Here is a 14,626-nt window from a genome sequence, read left to right as displayed (position 1 = left end):
GATGGAAGACGGCACCGACCCGGCGACGGTCGTGGCGACGGCGGACGGCGAGGCCGGTGCGAGCGCCCCGACGCAGGCGCCGTCCGACCCCGCGCGGTGGGACGCCTTCCGGGCGTGGGGCGAGCGGGGTCGTCGTGGCCCGCTCGTGGCTCTCGCCCTCGTCGTCGTCGCGGTGGCGCTGTCGTTCGTCCCGTACCTGTTCGACGAGCGCTTCTACTTCAACGATGACACCCAGACCGGCGCGTACGGCATCTGGTACGTCATCGGGCAGAGCCTCCGGGCCGGCGAGATACCGTTCTTCGAGCCCAGCCGGTGGATGGCGGGGAACTACGCGGCCGAAGGCCAGTGGGGCCTCTTCAACCCGCTCATGATGCTGGTCGGGCTCGGCGCGAGCGCGGCCCAGGACATGACCGCGTACGCGGCCCTGGTGAAGATCGCGTTCCTCGCGATCGCGGCCGGCGGCTGGTTCCTCGTGCTGCGCTCCTACGGCGCCGACCGCACCTGGGGCTTCCTCGGGGCCGTGCTGACGACGTGCACCGGGTTCACCGTCTACGTGGACGCCGCGTCGTGGGTCACGGGACTCTTCGTCTGGGCCCTCCTTCCGTGGGCGTGGTGGGGTCTCCGCCGTGTGGCAGGCCGGGAGGGGAGCCCGTTGTGGGCCTTCCTGGGCGGCTACCTGGTCATCACCGTGGGATACGTCCACGGGACGATCATGCTCATCGCGGTGATCCTCGCGACGCTGGTCGAGGCGCTCGTCGCCCGGCGGCGGGCGGGGGCGGTCCGCGTCCTCGCGGTGGGGGCGCTCCTCGGCCTCGTCGCGCTCGCGAGCTATCTGCCCGGGCTGCTCACCGCACCGGTCACCGTGCGGGACGCGACGGGGATCCTCAACGACAACTTCATGTCCCCGGACCTCTCGGGCCTCTCGACGTCGTGGATCGCGACGGCCCAGCCCTGGGTGTCCGGCTTCTGGGGGCTTCCGGCGCCCGGGCCGATCCTGTACATCGCGTGGCTCCTCCCCGCCGTGCTCTTCGTCCGGCTCGACCGGGCACGGAGCGTCCTGCCCACTCTGCTCGGGCTGCTTCTCGTCGGCGCCTTCGCCGCCGTCTTCGTCCTCGGGCCGAGCGCCGTCGGACCGTTGCGGTTCCCTGCCCGTCTCATGCCGTACCTCGCGACGTGCGTGATCGGTGTGGTCGTGGTCCTCCTGGCACGGGCCGCAGGCCGGCCGAGCACGCGCAGGATCGTCACGGTGTCCGTCGTGGTCCTCGTCGGCGCCTACTTCGCGTACGCCGAGGCGCCGTCGTGGTGGAAGGTCTACGCGGCGTCCACCGTGCTCGCGCTCGCCGGGGTCGTCGCGCTCGGGATGCTCCTCCGACGGGGTGGGCCGCGGCAGACGCGTGCCGTCCTGGCGGGCGGGCTCGCGGTGACCACGCTGGTGGTCGTCCTGCAGCACGCCACGATCCCTCAGGCACCGCTCCCGGACTACGGGCTCTCGGGGCAGCGGGCCGACTACCAGGACAAGCTCCCCGAGGCGGAGGGCGACGTCATGGTCGTGGGCACGCCTCAGTTCGTCCCCGGTGCCTGGAGCGACGTCGCGTACGCGAACCTCTGGTACCTCAACGACGCGTCCGTCCAGAACGTCTACACCCCGTTGCAGTACCGCACCTACTCCGAAGACCTCTGCATGTCGTCTCACGGTGCTACGTGCTGGGACGTCGTGGACACCCTCTTCGCGACCGACGAGACCACGGGACGGCCGGTCGCGGACCTGCTCTCCGTGAGCACGCTGCAGATCGTCCGGCGGTCCGACGGCGAGTCGCCCGACCCGTACGCCGACGCCGAGCCTCCGCCCGGTTGGCACGAGGCGGGCCGCACCCCCCTGAGCGTCGCGTGGGTGCGGGACGAGCCCGTCGATCCGGCGGGCGGGATCGCCTGGACGTCCGAGGGCACCGAGGTCTCCGACGTCACGGTGACCGGCACGAGGGTCGAGCTCACGGTCGACGGCGTCCCCGAGGGTGGCGGCCAGATCGTCTTCTCCCGGCTCGCGTGGCCCGGATACACGGTGGAGGGTGCCTCGCTCGCCGACCCCGTGCGCGACTACCTGCTCACGGTGGACGTCCCGCCGACGAGCGCGGGCGAGCGCGTGACCGTCTCGTTCCTCCCGCCGGGATGGACCGTCGGGCTGGTCTCGTTGGGCGTCGCGATCGGCGGCGCCCTCGTCTGGTCGATCCTCTCCCTGGCCGTCCCCCGGTTCCGCCGCGCGAGCGCGACCCGGTCCGCCCGGACGTGAACGCGCGGCCGGGCACGGCGGCCGCGCACCAGGACCAGGGGGCGCGGACGGGCCACGGGCGCCGCGACGTCCAGGGGATGCGTGCGCTCGCCGTGGGTGTCGTCGTCGTCTACCACCTGTGGCCGAGCCTGCTGCCCGGGGGATTCGTCGGCGTCGACGTCTTCTTCGTGATCTCCGGCTACCTGATCATCGGTTCCCTCGTCCGCGAGCTCTCGCGGACCGGTCGGGTGCGGCTCGCCGACTTCTACGCTCGTCGGATCCGTCGGCTGCTCCCGGCATCGACGCTCGTCATCGTGGTGTCGGTCGTCGGCACGCTCCTGCTCCTGCCCGAGTCGCAGTGGCGGAAGGTGCTCTCGAGCGCCCTGACGTCGGCGCTCCAGGTGCAGAACTGGGTCCTGGCCTACGGGCCGGACGAGTACGCCCAGGCCACGGCAGAGGTCTCACCGTTCCAGCACTTCTGGTCCCTGGCCGTCGAGGAGCAGTTCTACCTCGTCGTGCCGCTGCTCATGGTCGTGGCCGCGCTCGTCGCGCGACGGACCGGGCACGCGTCGCGTCGGGTCGTGACGGCCATGCTCGCGGTCACGTTCGTCGCGTCGCTGGTCTGGTCGGTCTTCCTCTCGGCGACCGAGCCGGCGGTCGCGTACTTCGTCACGACGACACGAGCCTGGGAGCTGGCGCTCGGCGGGCTCGTCGCGCTCCTCGGCGCGCGCGTGCGGTCTCGGCGGGCGGGTGCAGCCCTGGGTGTCGTCGGGCTCGTCGCCGTGCTCGTGCCGGCGGCGACCTACTCGACCTCGATGGCGTTCCCCGGCTGGATCGCGCTCGTCCCCACGCTGGGGACCGCGCTGCTGCTCGTCTCGGGCGCCACGTCCGGGCCGAGCACGGGAGTCGCGCGCGCGCTCTCTGCCCGCCCGCTCGTGTACGTCGGCGACATCTCCTACAGCCTGTACCTGTGGCACTGGCCGATCATCGTCTTCGCGCTGGTCGTCGTCGGCGGCGCCCAGCTCACCGCACCCCTCGCGCTCGCGGTGCTCGCTCTGTCCGTCCTCGCCGCGGCGGCCTCGACGAGGTGGGTCGAGGCACCGTTCCGACGGAGCCCGACCACGACACCGGCCGCGGCCCGGCACGCGCGCCCGCGGGCCGTTCTCGCACCGACGTACGCCCTGGGCGCGGGCCTGGTCGGGCTCTCGTTGGCGGTTGCCGTCGTCCCGCTCGCGGAGGTCGTCGCGCGATCGGACGCGGCGACCCAGGTGGTCGCCGGTGCGGAGAACCCGGGCGCAGCCGTGTTCGACGGCGTCGTGGCACCTGCGGGGGCCACGATCGTCCCGGACCCGCTCGTCGCGGCCGGCGACCTGCCGGTGGTCAACCTCGACCGCTGCATCGAGGCGGACATCACCGCACCGGAGTCGAGCGCCGTGCCCGTCGACGCCTCGACGTGCCGCTACGGCGCCGACGGTGGCGCCCCCGTCGTGCTCGTCGGTGACTCGCACGCCGCCGTGCTGAGCACACCGCTCGCCAGGATCGCGGAGCAGCACGGCCTCCGGCTGACCGCGCTCGTGCGCAACGGCTGCCCGTTCACCCTCGACCCGATGTCGAGCGAGGGCATTCCGTTCGCCGAGTGCGGGGAACGCAACCGCAGGAACCTCCAGCTGATCCTCGACGAGCGACCCGAGCTCGTCGTCGTCTCGGGGATGACCGCCGACGGCTACCGGACGGCGCTCGGGTGGGGGTGGGCGGACGAGACGACGGCGGTCGCCGCGTATCGCGACACCCTGCGGCCGCTCGTCGAGGCGGGCATCCGTGTCGTCGTCGTGCGGGACACGCCCTATCCGCCGTTCGTCGGACCCGAGTGCGTGGCCGAGCACGGCCCCGGCGCTCTCGCCTGTGCGTTCCCCCGTCCGGTCGACGGGAAGGTGGTGGACCCGGCGGTCGAGGCCGCACGGAACCTCGACGGTGTCGACGTCGTCGACCTGACGGACGGGCTCTGCGAGCCAGAGGAGTGCCGCGCGGTCGAGGGCAACGTCCTCGTGTACCGCGACAACCACCTCACGGACACGTACGCCCTCAGCCTGCTGCCGCGCCTCACGCGCGAGCTCGGGCTCGGGTGAGGGGCCCGGCGGTACCGCTCAGTCCTGGCCGCGCGGACGCATGCGACGCCCGAGCACGAGGTAGGCGGCGCGACGCTGGAGGGCGACGACCTTCGCCAGACGGTCACCTCGGCGCACGTCCTGCTCGGTGATCGTGGCGGGCGCCAGCTCGCGCGCCAGGCGGTGGAACTCCGCCGCCTCCTCCGCCTGCTCCTGCATCAGGCGGACGGACCACTGGCTCGCGCTGACGCGGAACGACGCGAGGGACTCGCGCAGGGCGACCACCTGTCCCTGGACCATCACGTGGGCGTACGAGCCGGCGTCGATGTAGTACCGCAGGTCCTGCCACCACCCCGCGCGTCGCAGCGCGTCGGTGCGCATGAGCACGCAGGCGGGCTCGCCGAAGAGGTTCGTGCCGGAGCGCACGGTGGCCCGCAGCGCCTCGGCGCCGTCCACGACGCCGTCGAGGTCGCCCAGGCCCCGCGCACGGACGAAGACGTCGCCGCGCGCGTCGACGAGATCTCGCTGCGACGCCACCAGCACGGCCCCGGGACCGGCCGCGTCGATCGCCGCGACCTGGCGGGCGAGCATGGTGGGGTGGACGAGGTCGTCCCCGCAGACGAGCTTGATGAGCTCGCCCCGGGCGAGCTCGCTCACCCGGTTCCAGTTCCTCCGGGCTCCGCCGCCCGCCTCCGTCCGCACGAGCCGCACCCGGGGGTCGTCGGCGAACGCCTGGAGCTGCTCCCACGTGTCGTCGTTGGACGAGTGGTCCGCGACGACGAGCTCGAAGTCGTCGAAGGTCTGGTCCAGCACGGAGCGCATCGTCGCGGCGATGTAGTCGCCGTTGTTGTACGCGGGCACGACGACCGAGACGCGAGGGCTCACGTGGGGGCGTCCTTTCTGCTGTGGCTGTCGGGAGCGTCGGTGTCGGCGACGTCGGTGGGCGCCGGCTTCTTGCGTCGGAACGAGAAGCCCTTGTGGCCGAAGTAGCTGATGAGCGCGGTGACGCAGGTGATGAGGAGCTGGGCGGGGATCGGTGCGAGCCCGAAGAGCTCGACGACGAACGGCAGGGCGACGAGGTTGACGCCGAGCGCGCCGAGGTTCACCACCTCGAAGCGGGCGAGGTCGAGCCAGACGTGCCCCGTCACCCGGAAGACGAACTTGCGGTAGAGGACGAACGCGCAGAGCACGGCCGCGACGTGGGCGCAGACCAGGCTCGCCATGTAGCCGAACCGGCCGAGCTGGTCGCGCAGGAGCATCTCGAAGAAGACGAACCACGCCGTGCCGATGACCGTGTTGAGGCCGCCCACGATGAGGAACGCGACCCGCTGGTCCTTGACGAGGGAGAAGAGAGGACCGAGCGACCCGTGCATCCCTGCGGGAGGGGCCGGGGTCGGCGATCCGGGGGCGTCCGTCGTCGGGGGCTCCGGGTCCATGACCATCGGGCGGGGTACCTCTTCTCGGAGCTCGCGGGCGCACCCGAGGGCGGACGGGCTGCGACGACCCAACGACTATAGTCTCCAGCGTGACGAACGAAGACCTCGACGGCGGCCTTCACAAGATCTCCGTCGTCGTTCCCGTGTACCAGGGTGAGCGCACGCTCCCGGCACTCCTCGAGGAGCTCGAGAGGCTCTGTGCCCCGTTCGCGACACCGGCGGGCGCGCAGGCCCAGGTCACGGAGGTCCTGCTCGTCTTCGACCACGGTCCCGACGGTTCCGCCGCGGTCATCCGCGACCTCGCCGCGAAGTACGACGTCGTCCGGCCCGTCTGGCTGAGCCGCAACTTCGGGCAGCACGCCGCGACCCTCGCCGGGATGGCCTCCTCCGGCGGCGACTGGATCGTCACGCTGGACGAGGACGGCCAGCACGATCCCGCGGACATGGGGGTGCTGCTGGACGCGGCGCTGGCGCAGCGGGCGACCGTCGTCTACGCGGCGCCGACCAACGCCCCTCCGCACTCCGCGTTCCGCAACGTGACGTCCAAGGCGGCGAAGCGCGTGATCGAGGCGCTCGCGGGAGGTACCGACACGTCGCTCTACCAGAGCTATCGGCTCGTCCTCGGCGAGATCGGTCGGTCCGTGGCCGCGTACGCGGGCCCCAGCGTCTATCTCGACGTCGCGCTCGGCTGGGTCGCGGGAACCGTCACCACGGCCCCCGTCGCGCTCCGTGACGAGGGGGAACGTCGGTCCGGGTACTCGCTGCGACGCCTCCTGTCGCACTTCTGGCGGATGGTGCTCTCGAGCGGCACCCGGGGGCTGCGGATCGTGAGCGTGCTCGGCGCGGTCTTCGGCGTCGCGGGCGTGGTGGTCGCGGTCGCGCTCACGATCGCCCGCATCGCGGGCGAGTCCGTCCCTGCCGGCTGGACGTCGCTCATCGTCGTGATGCTGCTGGCGACCGGTCTCATCCTGTTCGCGATCGGTGTGGTCGCGGAGTACATCGGGGTGGCCGTCAACATGGCGATGGGCAGGCCGCTCTATCTCATCGTGAGCGACCCCGCGCAGGGCCCGCTCGGACGCGCGCGCGATCGATGACCGGTCCGGGGAGCGCGACCCTGGTCGTGGGCGCGGGGGGGCTTCTCGGCCGGGCCGTGACCCGTGAGCTCGGCCGCCGCGGGACGCCGTCCGTCCGGGCGCGGGTGCGGTGGGGCGTGCGTGCCGACGCCGTCGAGGACCTCGGGCGCGCGGTCGACGAGCTCCTCCGGACGGCGGGCGACGGGCCGTGGGCCGTGGTCTGGGCCGCGGGGGCGGGGGTCACCGCGTCGACGGCCGACGCGCTCGGCGCCGAGCTCGACGTCATCCGCGACGTGGTGTCCCGGATGCGGGCGCTCCCGGCAGACGTCGCGGCACGGGGCGCGCTCCTCTTCGCCTCGTCGGCCGGCGGGCTCTACGCCGGGAGCGACGGTCCACCGTTCAGCGAGGAGACCGCGCCGCGGCCGCTGGCGGCGTACGGGCGTGCCAAGCTCGACGCGGAGGAGGCCTTCCGTACGCTCGCCGGGGCGGGCACGCGCGTGGTGCTGGCACGCATCGCGAACATCTACGGTCCTGGGCAGAACCTCGCGAAACCCCAAGGGCTCATCTCCCAGCTCTGCCTGGCGCACCACACGGCCCGCCCGATCGGGATCTACGTCCCGTTGGACACGCTCCGCGACTACCTCTTCGTCGACGACTGCGCGGCGATGGTCCTCGACACGCTCGACCGCGTGGCCGCCCTCCCGCCGGGGAGCGACCCCGTGGTGAAGATCCTCGCGTCGCAGCAGTCGGTCTCGATCGCCACCCTGCTCGGCGAGATGCGCCGTATCTACAAGCGCCGCCCCCAGGCCGTGCTCGCGGCGTCTCCGTTCGCCTCTCGGCAGGCGCTCGACCTGCGGTTCCGGTCCCGGGTGTGGCCCGAGGTGGACCGCCGCGCGTTCGTGCCGCTCCCGGTGGGCATCGCCGCGACGGGCGCCGACATCGGTCTCGCCCTGCGGGCACGGACGCGGGTCTGAGACCGGGGGACCGGTCGTCTAGAGTGGTCGGTCGGCCGCACGACGACTTGGCAGGAGCAGCGCACATGAAGATGCTGGTGACCGGCGGAGCCGGTTTCATCGGGTCCAACTTCGTCCACCAGAGCGTCCGGGAGCGCCCGGACGTCGAGATCACCGTCCTGGACGCGCTCACCTACGCGGGCGACCGCTCGTCGCTCGATCCCGTGGCGGACCGGGTCCGCCTGGTGCAGGGCGACATCGCCGACGCCGACGTGGTGGACCCGCTCGTCGCCGAGCACGACCTGGTCGTGCACTTCGCCGCCGAGTCCCACAACGACAACTCTCTCAACGACCCGTCGCCCTTCGTGCGCACCAACGTGGTCGGGACGTTCACGCTGCTCGAGGCCGTCCGCCGGCACGGGGTGCGCTTCCACCACATCTCGACGGACGAGGTGTACGGCGACCTCGAGCTCGACGACCCGGCGAAGTTCACGCCGACGACCCCGTACAACCCCTCGAGCCCGTACTCCTCCACGAAGGCGGCGAGCGACCTCCTCGTGCGTGCGTGGGTCCGTTCCTTCGGGGTCGAGGCGACGCTCTCCAACTGCTCCAACAACTACGGCCCGTACCAGCACGTGGAGAAGTTCATCCCGCGCCAGGTGACCAACCTCATCGACGGCGTGCGCCCCCGGCTCTACGGTGCCGGGCTCAACGTGCGTGACTGGATCCACGTCGAGGACCACAACAGCGCGGTGTGGCGGATCATCGACGCCGGTCGGATCGGGGAGACCTACCTCATCGGTGCCGACGGGGAGACGAGCAACCTCGACGTGGTGCGGACGCTGCTCGAGATCTTCGGGCGTCCCTCCGACGACTTCGACCACGTGGCCGACCGCCCCGGGCACGACCTGCGCTACGCGATCGACGCCTCGCGGCTCCGGGAGGAGCTCGGCTGGGAGCCGCGCTACACCGACTTCCGGGACGGCCTCGCCGCGACGGTCGACTGGTACCGGGAGAACGAGTCGTGGTGGCGCCCGGCGAAGGCCGGCGTCGAGGCGACGTACGCCGCGTCCGGGCAGTAGGAGAGGGCCTCGCGGTCGGCGGGTGCCCGGGTGCTCAGGCGCCCGTGCCCCGCCGGTCGGCGAGGAAGGACCGCACGGCGTCCCAGCGGGGCAGCAGGCCCTGCGCGTGCGCCTCGTCGAACGTCGGAGCCTGGGCGTCCTTGTCCGAGAGCAGCGGGCTGAGCGCGCGGCCACGGCGGTCCGTCGTCGGCCACTCGATCGCGAGGCCCGGGTCCAGCGGGTGGATCCCGTGCTCTCTGCCCGGCGCGTACGGTGCCGAGCAGAGGTAGGCGACGGTCGAGCCGTCCTCGAGCGAGCAGAACGCGTGCCCGAGGCCCTCGCTCAGGTAGACGGCGCGACGGTCGACGTCGTCGAGCAGCACCGAGTCCCAGCGGCCGAAGGTCGGCGAACCGACGCGGATGTCCACCACGACGTCCAGCACCGCGCCGCTCACGCAGGTCACGTACTTGGCCTGGCTCGGCGGGACGTCGGCGAAGTGCACCCCCCGGACGACCCCGGCGGCGGAGACCGACAGGTTCGCCTGCCGGAGGTCGAGGTCGTGCCCGACCGTCGCAGCGAACTCGCTGCCCTGGAACCACTCGAGGAACACGCCTCGGTCGTCACCGAACTGGCGCGGCGTGAGCTCCCACGCGCCGGGGATGTCGAGCTCTCGGATCTCCACGGTCACTTCTCCGTCGGTCGGGGTTCGGGCACGTCGTCCAGGGCCCGTTCGGGGGTGGGAGCGGCTCTGCCCAGTCGTTCGGCGAGGAGGAAGACGGCGAGCGCGGCGAGCGAGCCGGTGACGAGCACGGTCAGCGGGGTCGGGGCGAGGACGTCCCACCACCAGCGGGGGTCGCCGTCGAGGTTCCACACGGGCGTCTCGATGCCGACGGTGAACCTCCGGATCGTGGTGAACAGGGCGACCGCCGCCGCCAGCGCGAGCGCCGCCGCCCCGACGACGCCTTGTGCCCGGGTCCACTCGACCTTGCCCCGGACGGTCGCCACGGTGAGGACGCCCACGAGCAGGACGAGCACGGGCAGGAGGTAGCGCGGCTGGACGAACGAGCCGGGGAGCACCCCCGACTGCTGGTGCAGGAGCGTCGGCATGCCCCACAGCGCGCCGAGGGCGACGACCGCCGCGATCAGGGTCCGGGGCGTGGCCTTGCCGAGGCCGAGGAACACGGCGGCAGAGAGGACGGCCCAGACGAGGACGGGGACGAGGGCCGGGAGGGGGACGTCGAACCAGCCGAGACCCCACCCGCCGACGGCCCCGATCCACAGGTCCGGGACCTCGAGCACGGTCCGGAAGGTGTCCCACACGCCGAGGGGCGGCCCTCCGGGTCCGTCGGCGAAGCCGCCGCTCACCTGGCCACCCTGCGTCGAGCTCAGGTAGAAGAGCGCGCCGACCGCCGCGATGACGGCGCCCGCCACGGCCGGGACGACGAGACGGCGGTCGCGGCGGAGGGAGAGGATCGCGACGATCACGACGGCGAGGCACGCGTAGATCCCGGCATCACCACGCGCTCCGGCGCCGAGGAACCCGGCGAGCACGGCGAGCAGGGCGAGCCCGATCTGGCGGCGTCCCTCGACGAGCGTGCTCGCGTAGAGCGCGAGCCACGTCACGCCCGCCGCGAGGTACGCCCACGAGCTGGGGTTGGTCGAGGGGACGACGAAGGCCCCGAGCGGGACCGCCGTGACGGCGAAGGGCAGGACGGCGCTGCGCCGCAGCCGCCCCGGGACCAGAGCGGCCACCCCGGTGACGAGCCCGACGAAGAGGAGCGCATTGAACGCCCGCATGAGCAGGACGGACGTCTCGACGTCGGCCGACGCGAAGACCGACATCGTCGCGTAGAAGACCGGGGGGTACAGGTGCGTCGTGTTGACCCGGTCCGTCTCGACGAGGTCGGTCGAGCCGGACCAGCAGGACGCGTCCCGAGCGGCGTCGCGGGCATAGCAGGGCTCGCCCGCGACCGCTGCCGGGACGAGTCGCGTGAGCTCCTCGGAGCCCTGCTCGCACAGGCCGTCCCGCTCGCCGAGCCCGCACCAGATCGACGGGAGGTGGAAGTCGTCGTCCGGGCTCGAGCCGACCGGCGAGGCGAAGCCCCATGCGAGGAGGGCGACCAGGGCGAGCAGGGGGAGCACGACCCAGGTGGCCGTCCGGCGGGCGCGGGAAGGTCCGCCGATCTCAGGGGTCATGGTTGGTCATCCTACGAGACGGGGGTCTCCACTACGCTCGTCTGGTCATCGCCCACAGATCGGAGGTCGCTCGTGCACTGGTTGGTCACGGGAGGGAAGGGCATGCTCGGCTCGGACCTCGCGGGTCGGCTCACCGAGCGGGGCGAGCAGGTGTGGGCACCGTCGTCCCGGGAGCTCGACGTGCTGGACGCCCGGGTCGTGGAGGACGCGGTCGCCGGGGTCGACGTCGTCGTCAACTGCGCCGCGTGGACGGACGTCGACGGCGCGGAGCAGAACGAGTCCGACGCGTTCGCCGTGAACGCCCTCGGTGCCGACGTCCTCGCGCGAGCGTGCGCCCGTGGCGGGCGCCGCCTCGTCCACGTCTCGACCGACTACGTGTTCGCGGGGACGGCCGACGCGCCCTACCGCGTCGACGACGCACCGTCGCCCGTGTCCGCGTACGGTCGGTCGAAGCTTGCGGGCGAGTGGGCGGTGCGTGCGGCGTCACCGGAGAACCTGGTGGTGCGCACGGCGTGGCTCTACGGCGCGCGCGGCGCCTGCTTCCCCCGGACCATCGCCCGGCTCCTGCGCGAGCGCGGCGGGGTCGACGTCGTCGCCGACCAGGTCGGTCAGCCCACCTGGACGCGGGACGTGGCCGAGATCGTCGACCGCCTCGTGGTGTCGGGCGCCCCCGGTGGCGTCTACCACGCGACGGCGAGCGGCGCGTGCTCGTGGTACGAGTTCGCGCGCGCCGTCGCGGTCGCCGACGGCCACGACCCCGAGAGCGTGCGGCCGACGACCAGCGAGGCGTTCGTGCGACCGGCACCGCGTCCCGCGTACTCGGTGCTGGACCACGCACCGCTGGCGGCGGTCGGGCTCCCCGTGATCGCCCGCTGGGAGGACCGGTGGCGGGCGGCAGCCGCCGAGGTCCTCGCGGGCTGACGGCGCTCGCACCCGCCGACCGCGGTGGTCAGGGTGCGAGAAGACCCAGCAGGTAGCTTCCGTAGCCGGACTTCACGAGCTTCTCGGCGCGGGAGCGGAGCTCGTCGTCCGTGAGGAATCCGCGCCGCCACGCGACCTCCTCGGGCGAACCGACCTTCAGGCCCTGACGGTTCTCGATCGTGCGGACGAAGTCCGACGCCTCGAGGAGGGAGTCGAAGGTCCCGGTGTCGAGCCACGCCGTGCCGCGGGGCAGCACCTCGACGTGGAGCCGCCCCTGGCGGAGGTACTCCGTGTTGACGTCGGTGATCTCGTACTCGCCGCGCGCCGACGGCTCGAGGTCCCGTGCGATCGCGACGACGTCGTTGTCGTAGAAGTACAGGCCGGGGACGGCGTAGCTCGAACGGGGCCGCTGCGGCTTCTCCTCGAGCGAGAGGGCCTTGCCGTGCTCGTCGAACTCCACGACGCCGTAGGCGGTCGGGTCGGAGACCCGGTAGGCGAACACGGCGCCCCCGTCGAGGCCGTCGAACCGCGAGAGCCGCGTACCGAGGCCCGGGCCGTAGAAGATGTTGTCGCCCAGGACGAGCGCCGCCGAGTCCGAACCGATGAAGTCCGCGCCGAGGACGAACGCCTGCGCGAGCCCGTTGGGCTCGGCCTGGACGGTGTACGAGATCGAGATGCCGAACTGCGACCCGTCGCCCAGCAGCCGACGGAACTGCTCGGCGTCGTGCGGGGTCGTGATGACGAGCACGTCGCGGATGCCCGCGAGGATCAGGGTCGACAGGGGGTAGTAGATCATCGGCTTGTCGTAGACCGGCACGAGCTGCTTGCTCACACCGAGCGTGATCGGGTGCAGTCGCGTGCCGGAGCCGCCGGCCAGGATGATTCCACGCATGGGCGCCATCCTCCCACGCGTGTCGCGCGCGATCACGACGGGCTCGCGTCGCTCAGGCCGGCAGGTGCCCGTGCACGACGAACTCGTTGTAGATGAAGAACCGGCCGGTCCAGCGGGGGAACGGGAAGGAACGCGACCCGTCCACGACGACGCCGAGCCGGTCGAGCGCCTGCGCGATCCTCCGGTCGTCGACGAAGTCGGTGTGGGTGGGGTCCGACGCGTACCCGCGCTCCTGGGGGCACACCACGAGCACCTGGGCACCCGCGGCGAGCCGTTCGACGTACGGACGCAGCATCTCGACCTGGCTCCCGGGCTCGAGGTGCTCGAGGACGTGCGAGACGAGGAGGGCGTCGAACGGCGCGAGCCGCCCGTCGGAGCTCGCCTCCAGGAAGTCCTCGGGGGTGAAGGCGTCCATCCCGAGGCTGCGGCAGAACGCGACCGACGAGGCGTTGTGGTCCACGCCGACGCTGCCCGGGGCGAGGTGACGGAGGTTGCGCCCGATCCCGCACCCCAGGTCGAGCGCCCGGCGAGATCCCAGGTGGTGCCGGACGTTCCACCGGTACGGGGCCTGCACGTTCAGGACCCTCTTCCACCGGGCACCTTGGAGCTCACGCAGGCGACGCGTGTACTCGGCGTCCTCCGTGCTCGCGGCACGCGCCGCGGCGTCGCCGGGCCCGCTGGGCACGGAACGCACGGACGGCTTGTCGTCGGGCTGGGTCACGCGCACCTCGCTCGGGGTCGTGCCTGTCCTCGGGTCCACCCACGATAGCCGTGACGTCTCGCCCGTGGGAGGGGTGCAGGGGAGCCGGTCAGGACGGCGTCGCCTGCTCCTGAGCGAGGAGCCGGCGGAGCCGCTCGGGGTCGGAGTCGAGCGCTGTCGCGGTGGTCGGAGAGACGAGGACGACGGACCCGTCCGCCGCCCAGGTCGCGAGGACCCGCACCAGGATCGACGCCGTCGGAGGATTCTCGTCCCCGGGGTGCGGCGTCGGTGCCAGGAGCTGCCGTCCGCCCGCGGAGCGCTCGACCAGGTGCGCGTGGTCCCACGACGAGGACGGCGCGGAGAGCGCCTCCAGCCCGGGCTCGACCGCGGGCGCCCAGCCCACGCGGTCGCCGTAGGTCATGACCGCGGACGCGGCGTCGACCGCCCCGGCCGGGAGGTCGCCGTCGAACCGGCGGGCGAGTGCCGGCAGGGCGACGGCGACGAGCTCGGCGCGCGTGCCCGTCCAGCGGTCGGGGTGCGTCGTCACGACGACGTCCGGTGGCGCCGCGCCGTCGTCGGCCGTAGCGTCGTCGGCAGCGGCCACGAGGACGACCGTCGCGCCGACGCGCCATGCGGCGAGCGCCCAGACGACCGTGCGCCAATGCACGGGAAGGTCGAGAACGACCCGCGTGCCAGGTCCCGCGTCGAATTCTTCGACGAGAAGGTTGGTCGTCTTGTTGACCCAGTTCTCGAGCACCGCGCCGGAGAGCTCGACGCGCTCGCCGTCGTCGCCGTACCACGTGAGCCGCGGGCGGCCGGGGTCTCGTGTGACGAGACGCAGCAGGTCAGCGACGTGCGCGGGGCGGTCGTCGCGAGGGGCCTGGGGATGGGGAGCGGTCACCATGGACACCACCCTAGAGCGCTGATATCGCGTCCCGACATGTCGGAATTTCACCCCTCGCCTCCTCGTCGCTATCACATTTCGGCTTGACGCCCGCGGACGACACGCGTGTAATTTCTTCA

Annotated in this window: 13 protein-coding genes; 6 read left to right on the top strand and 7 right to left on the bottom strand. The window is 72.5% G+C overall.

Features of this window, described 5'->3' with window-relative positions; genetic code table 11:
• Position 1 precedes the first annotated feature (1 nt).
• On the top strand, positions 2-2,287 hold the full coding sequence (locus tag JOE63_RS16830; RefSeq protein WP_204542705.1) for a hypothetical protein: 2,286 nt from the start codon (positions 2-4) through the stop codon (positions 2,285-2,287).
• Positions 2,284-4,392 (top strand): acyltransferase family protein, encoded by a 2,109-nt coding sequence (locus JOE63_RS16825; protein WP_204542703.1) that lies wholly within the window; start codon positions 2,284-2,286, stop codon positions 4,390-4,392. Before JOE63_RS16830 ends, JOE63_RS16825 begins: the two co-directional genes overlap by 4 nt.
• 18 nt (positions 4,393-4,410) lie before the next feature.
• Here the strand turns inward: JOE63_RS16825 and JOE63_RS16820 are convergent, their stop codons facing one another.
• Entirely contained in the window at positions 4,411-5,256 is an 846-nt protein-coding gene (locus JOE63_RS16820; RefSeq protein WP_204542701.1) for a glycosyltransferase family 2 protein, read from the bottom strand.
• Entirely contained in the window at positions 5,253-5,807 is a 555-nt protein-coding gene (locus JOE63_RS16815; protein WP_204542699.1) for a GtrA family protein, read from the bottom strand. The genes JOE63_RS16820 and JOE63_RS16815 overlap by 4 nt, the downstream gene beginning before the upstream one ends.
• Before the next feature lie 89 nt (positions 5,808-5,896).
• On the opposite strand from JOE63_RS16815, the gene JOE63_RS16810 reads away from it, so the two are divergent.
• The 3 genes from JOE63_RS16810 to rfbB all read left to right on the top strand — a co-directional run bounded on the left by JOE63_RS16810 (position 5,897) and on the right by rfbB (position 8,915).
• Positions 5,897-6,901: a glycosyltransferase gene (locus tag JOE63_RS16810; RefSeq protein ID WP_244286232.1), complete on the top strand. Its 1,005-nt coding sequence runs from the start codon at positions 5,897-5,899 to the stop codon at positions 6,899-6,901.
• Positions 6,898-7,854 carry an NAD-dependent epimerase/dehydratase family protein gene (locus JOE63_RS16805; protein WP_087469577.1) on the top strand — a complete coding sequence of 319 codons (957 nt, stop codon included), beginning with the start codon at positions 6,898-6,900 and terminating at the stop codon, positions 7,852-7,854. Before JOE63_RS16810 ends, JOE63_RS16805 begins: the two co-directional genes overlap by 4 nt.
• Before the next feature lie 65 nt (positions 7,855-7,919).
• On the top strand, positions 7,920-8,915 hold the full coding sequence (gene rfbB, locus JOE63_RS16800; RefSeq protein WP_087469576.1) for a dTDP-glucose 4,6-dehydratase: 996 nt from the start codon (positions 7,920-7,922) through the stop codon (positions 8,913-8,915).
• A 34-nt stretch (positions 8,916-8,949) separates the two neighbouring features.
• Here the strand turns inward: rfbB and JOE63_RS16795 are convergent, their stop codons facing one another.
• Entirely contained in the window at positions 8,950-9,576 is a 627-nt protein-coding gene (locus tag JOE63_RS16795; RefSeq protein WP_087472481.1) for a dTDP-4-dehydrorhamnose 3,5-epimerase family protein, read from the bottom strand.
• Between the two features lie 2 nt (positions 9,577-9,578).
• Positions 9,579-11,090 (bottom strand): DUF2142 domain-containing protein, encoded by a 1,512-nt coding sequence (locus JOE63_RS16790; protein ID WP_087469575.1) that lies wholly within the window; start codon positions 11,088-11,090, stop codon positions 9,579-9,581.
• Positions 11,091-11,162: 72 nt separating this feature from the next.
• Here JOE63_RS16790 and rfbD point away from each other — a divergent pair, with 72 nt between their 5' ends.
• Positions 11,163-12,011 (top strand): dTDP-4-dehydrorhamnose reductase, encoded by an 849-nt coding sequence (gene rfbD, locus JOE63_RS16785; protein ID WP_204542698.1) that lies wholly within the window; start codon positions 11,163-11,165, stop codon positions 12,009-12,011.
• Between the two features lie 28 nt (positions 12,012-12,039).
• On the opposite strand, the gene rfbA is transcribed toward rfbD, so the two are convergent.
• From rfbA to JOE63_RS16770, 3 genes are all read right to left on the bottom strand, one after another.
• A complete protein-coding gene (gene rfbA / locus JOE63_RS16780; RefSeq protein ID WP_087469573.1) occupies positions 12,040-12,903 on the bottom strand; it encodes a glucose-1-phosphate thymidylyltransferase RfbA in 864 nt (287 codons plus the stop codon).
• A 52-nt stretch (positions 12,904-12,955) separates the two neighbouring features.
• Positions 12,956-13,624, bottom strand: coding sequence for a class I SAM-dependent methyltransferase (locus JOE63_RS16775; RefSeq protein ID WP_204542696.1), 669 nt, complete (start codon positions 13,622-13,624; stop codon positions 12,956-12,958).
• A gap of 88 nt (positions 13,625-13,712) precedes the next feature.
• Positions 13,713-14,507, bottom strand: a complete 795-nt coding sequence (locus JOE63_RS16770; protein WP_087469572.1) for a TIGR03089 family protein — start codon at positions 14,505-14,507, stop codon at positions 13,713-13,715.
• Positions 14,508-14,626 lie beyond the last annotated feature (119 nt).

It is taken from the genome of Cellulosimicrobium cellulans (genome assembly GCF_016907755.1).
GTDB classification, from domain to species: Bacteria; Actinomycetota; Actinomycetes; order Actinomycetales; family Cellulomonadaceae; genus Cellulosimicrobium; species Cellulosimicrobium cellulans_D.
Note: the sequence above shows the minus strand (reverse complement) of the source record. Positions and strands in the feature narration are given on the sequence as shown.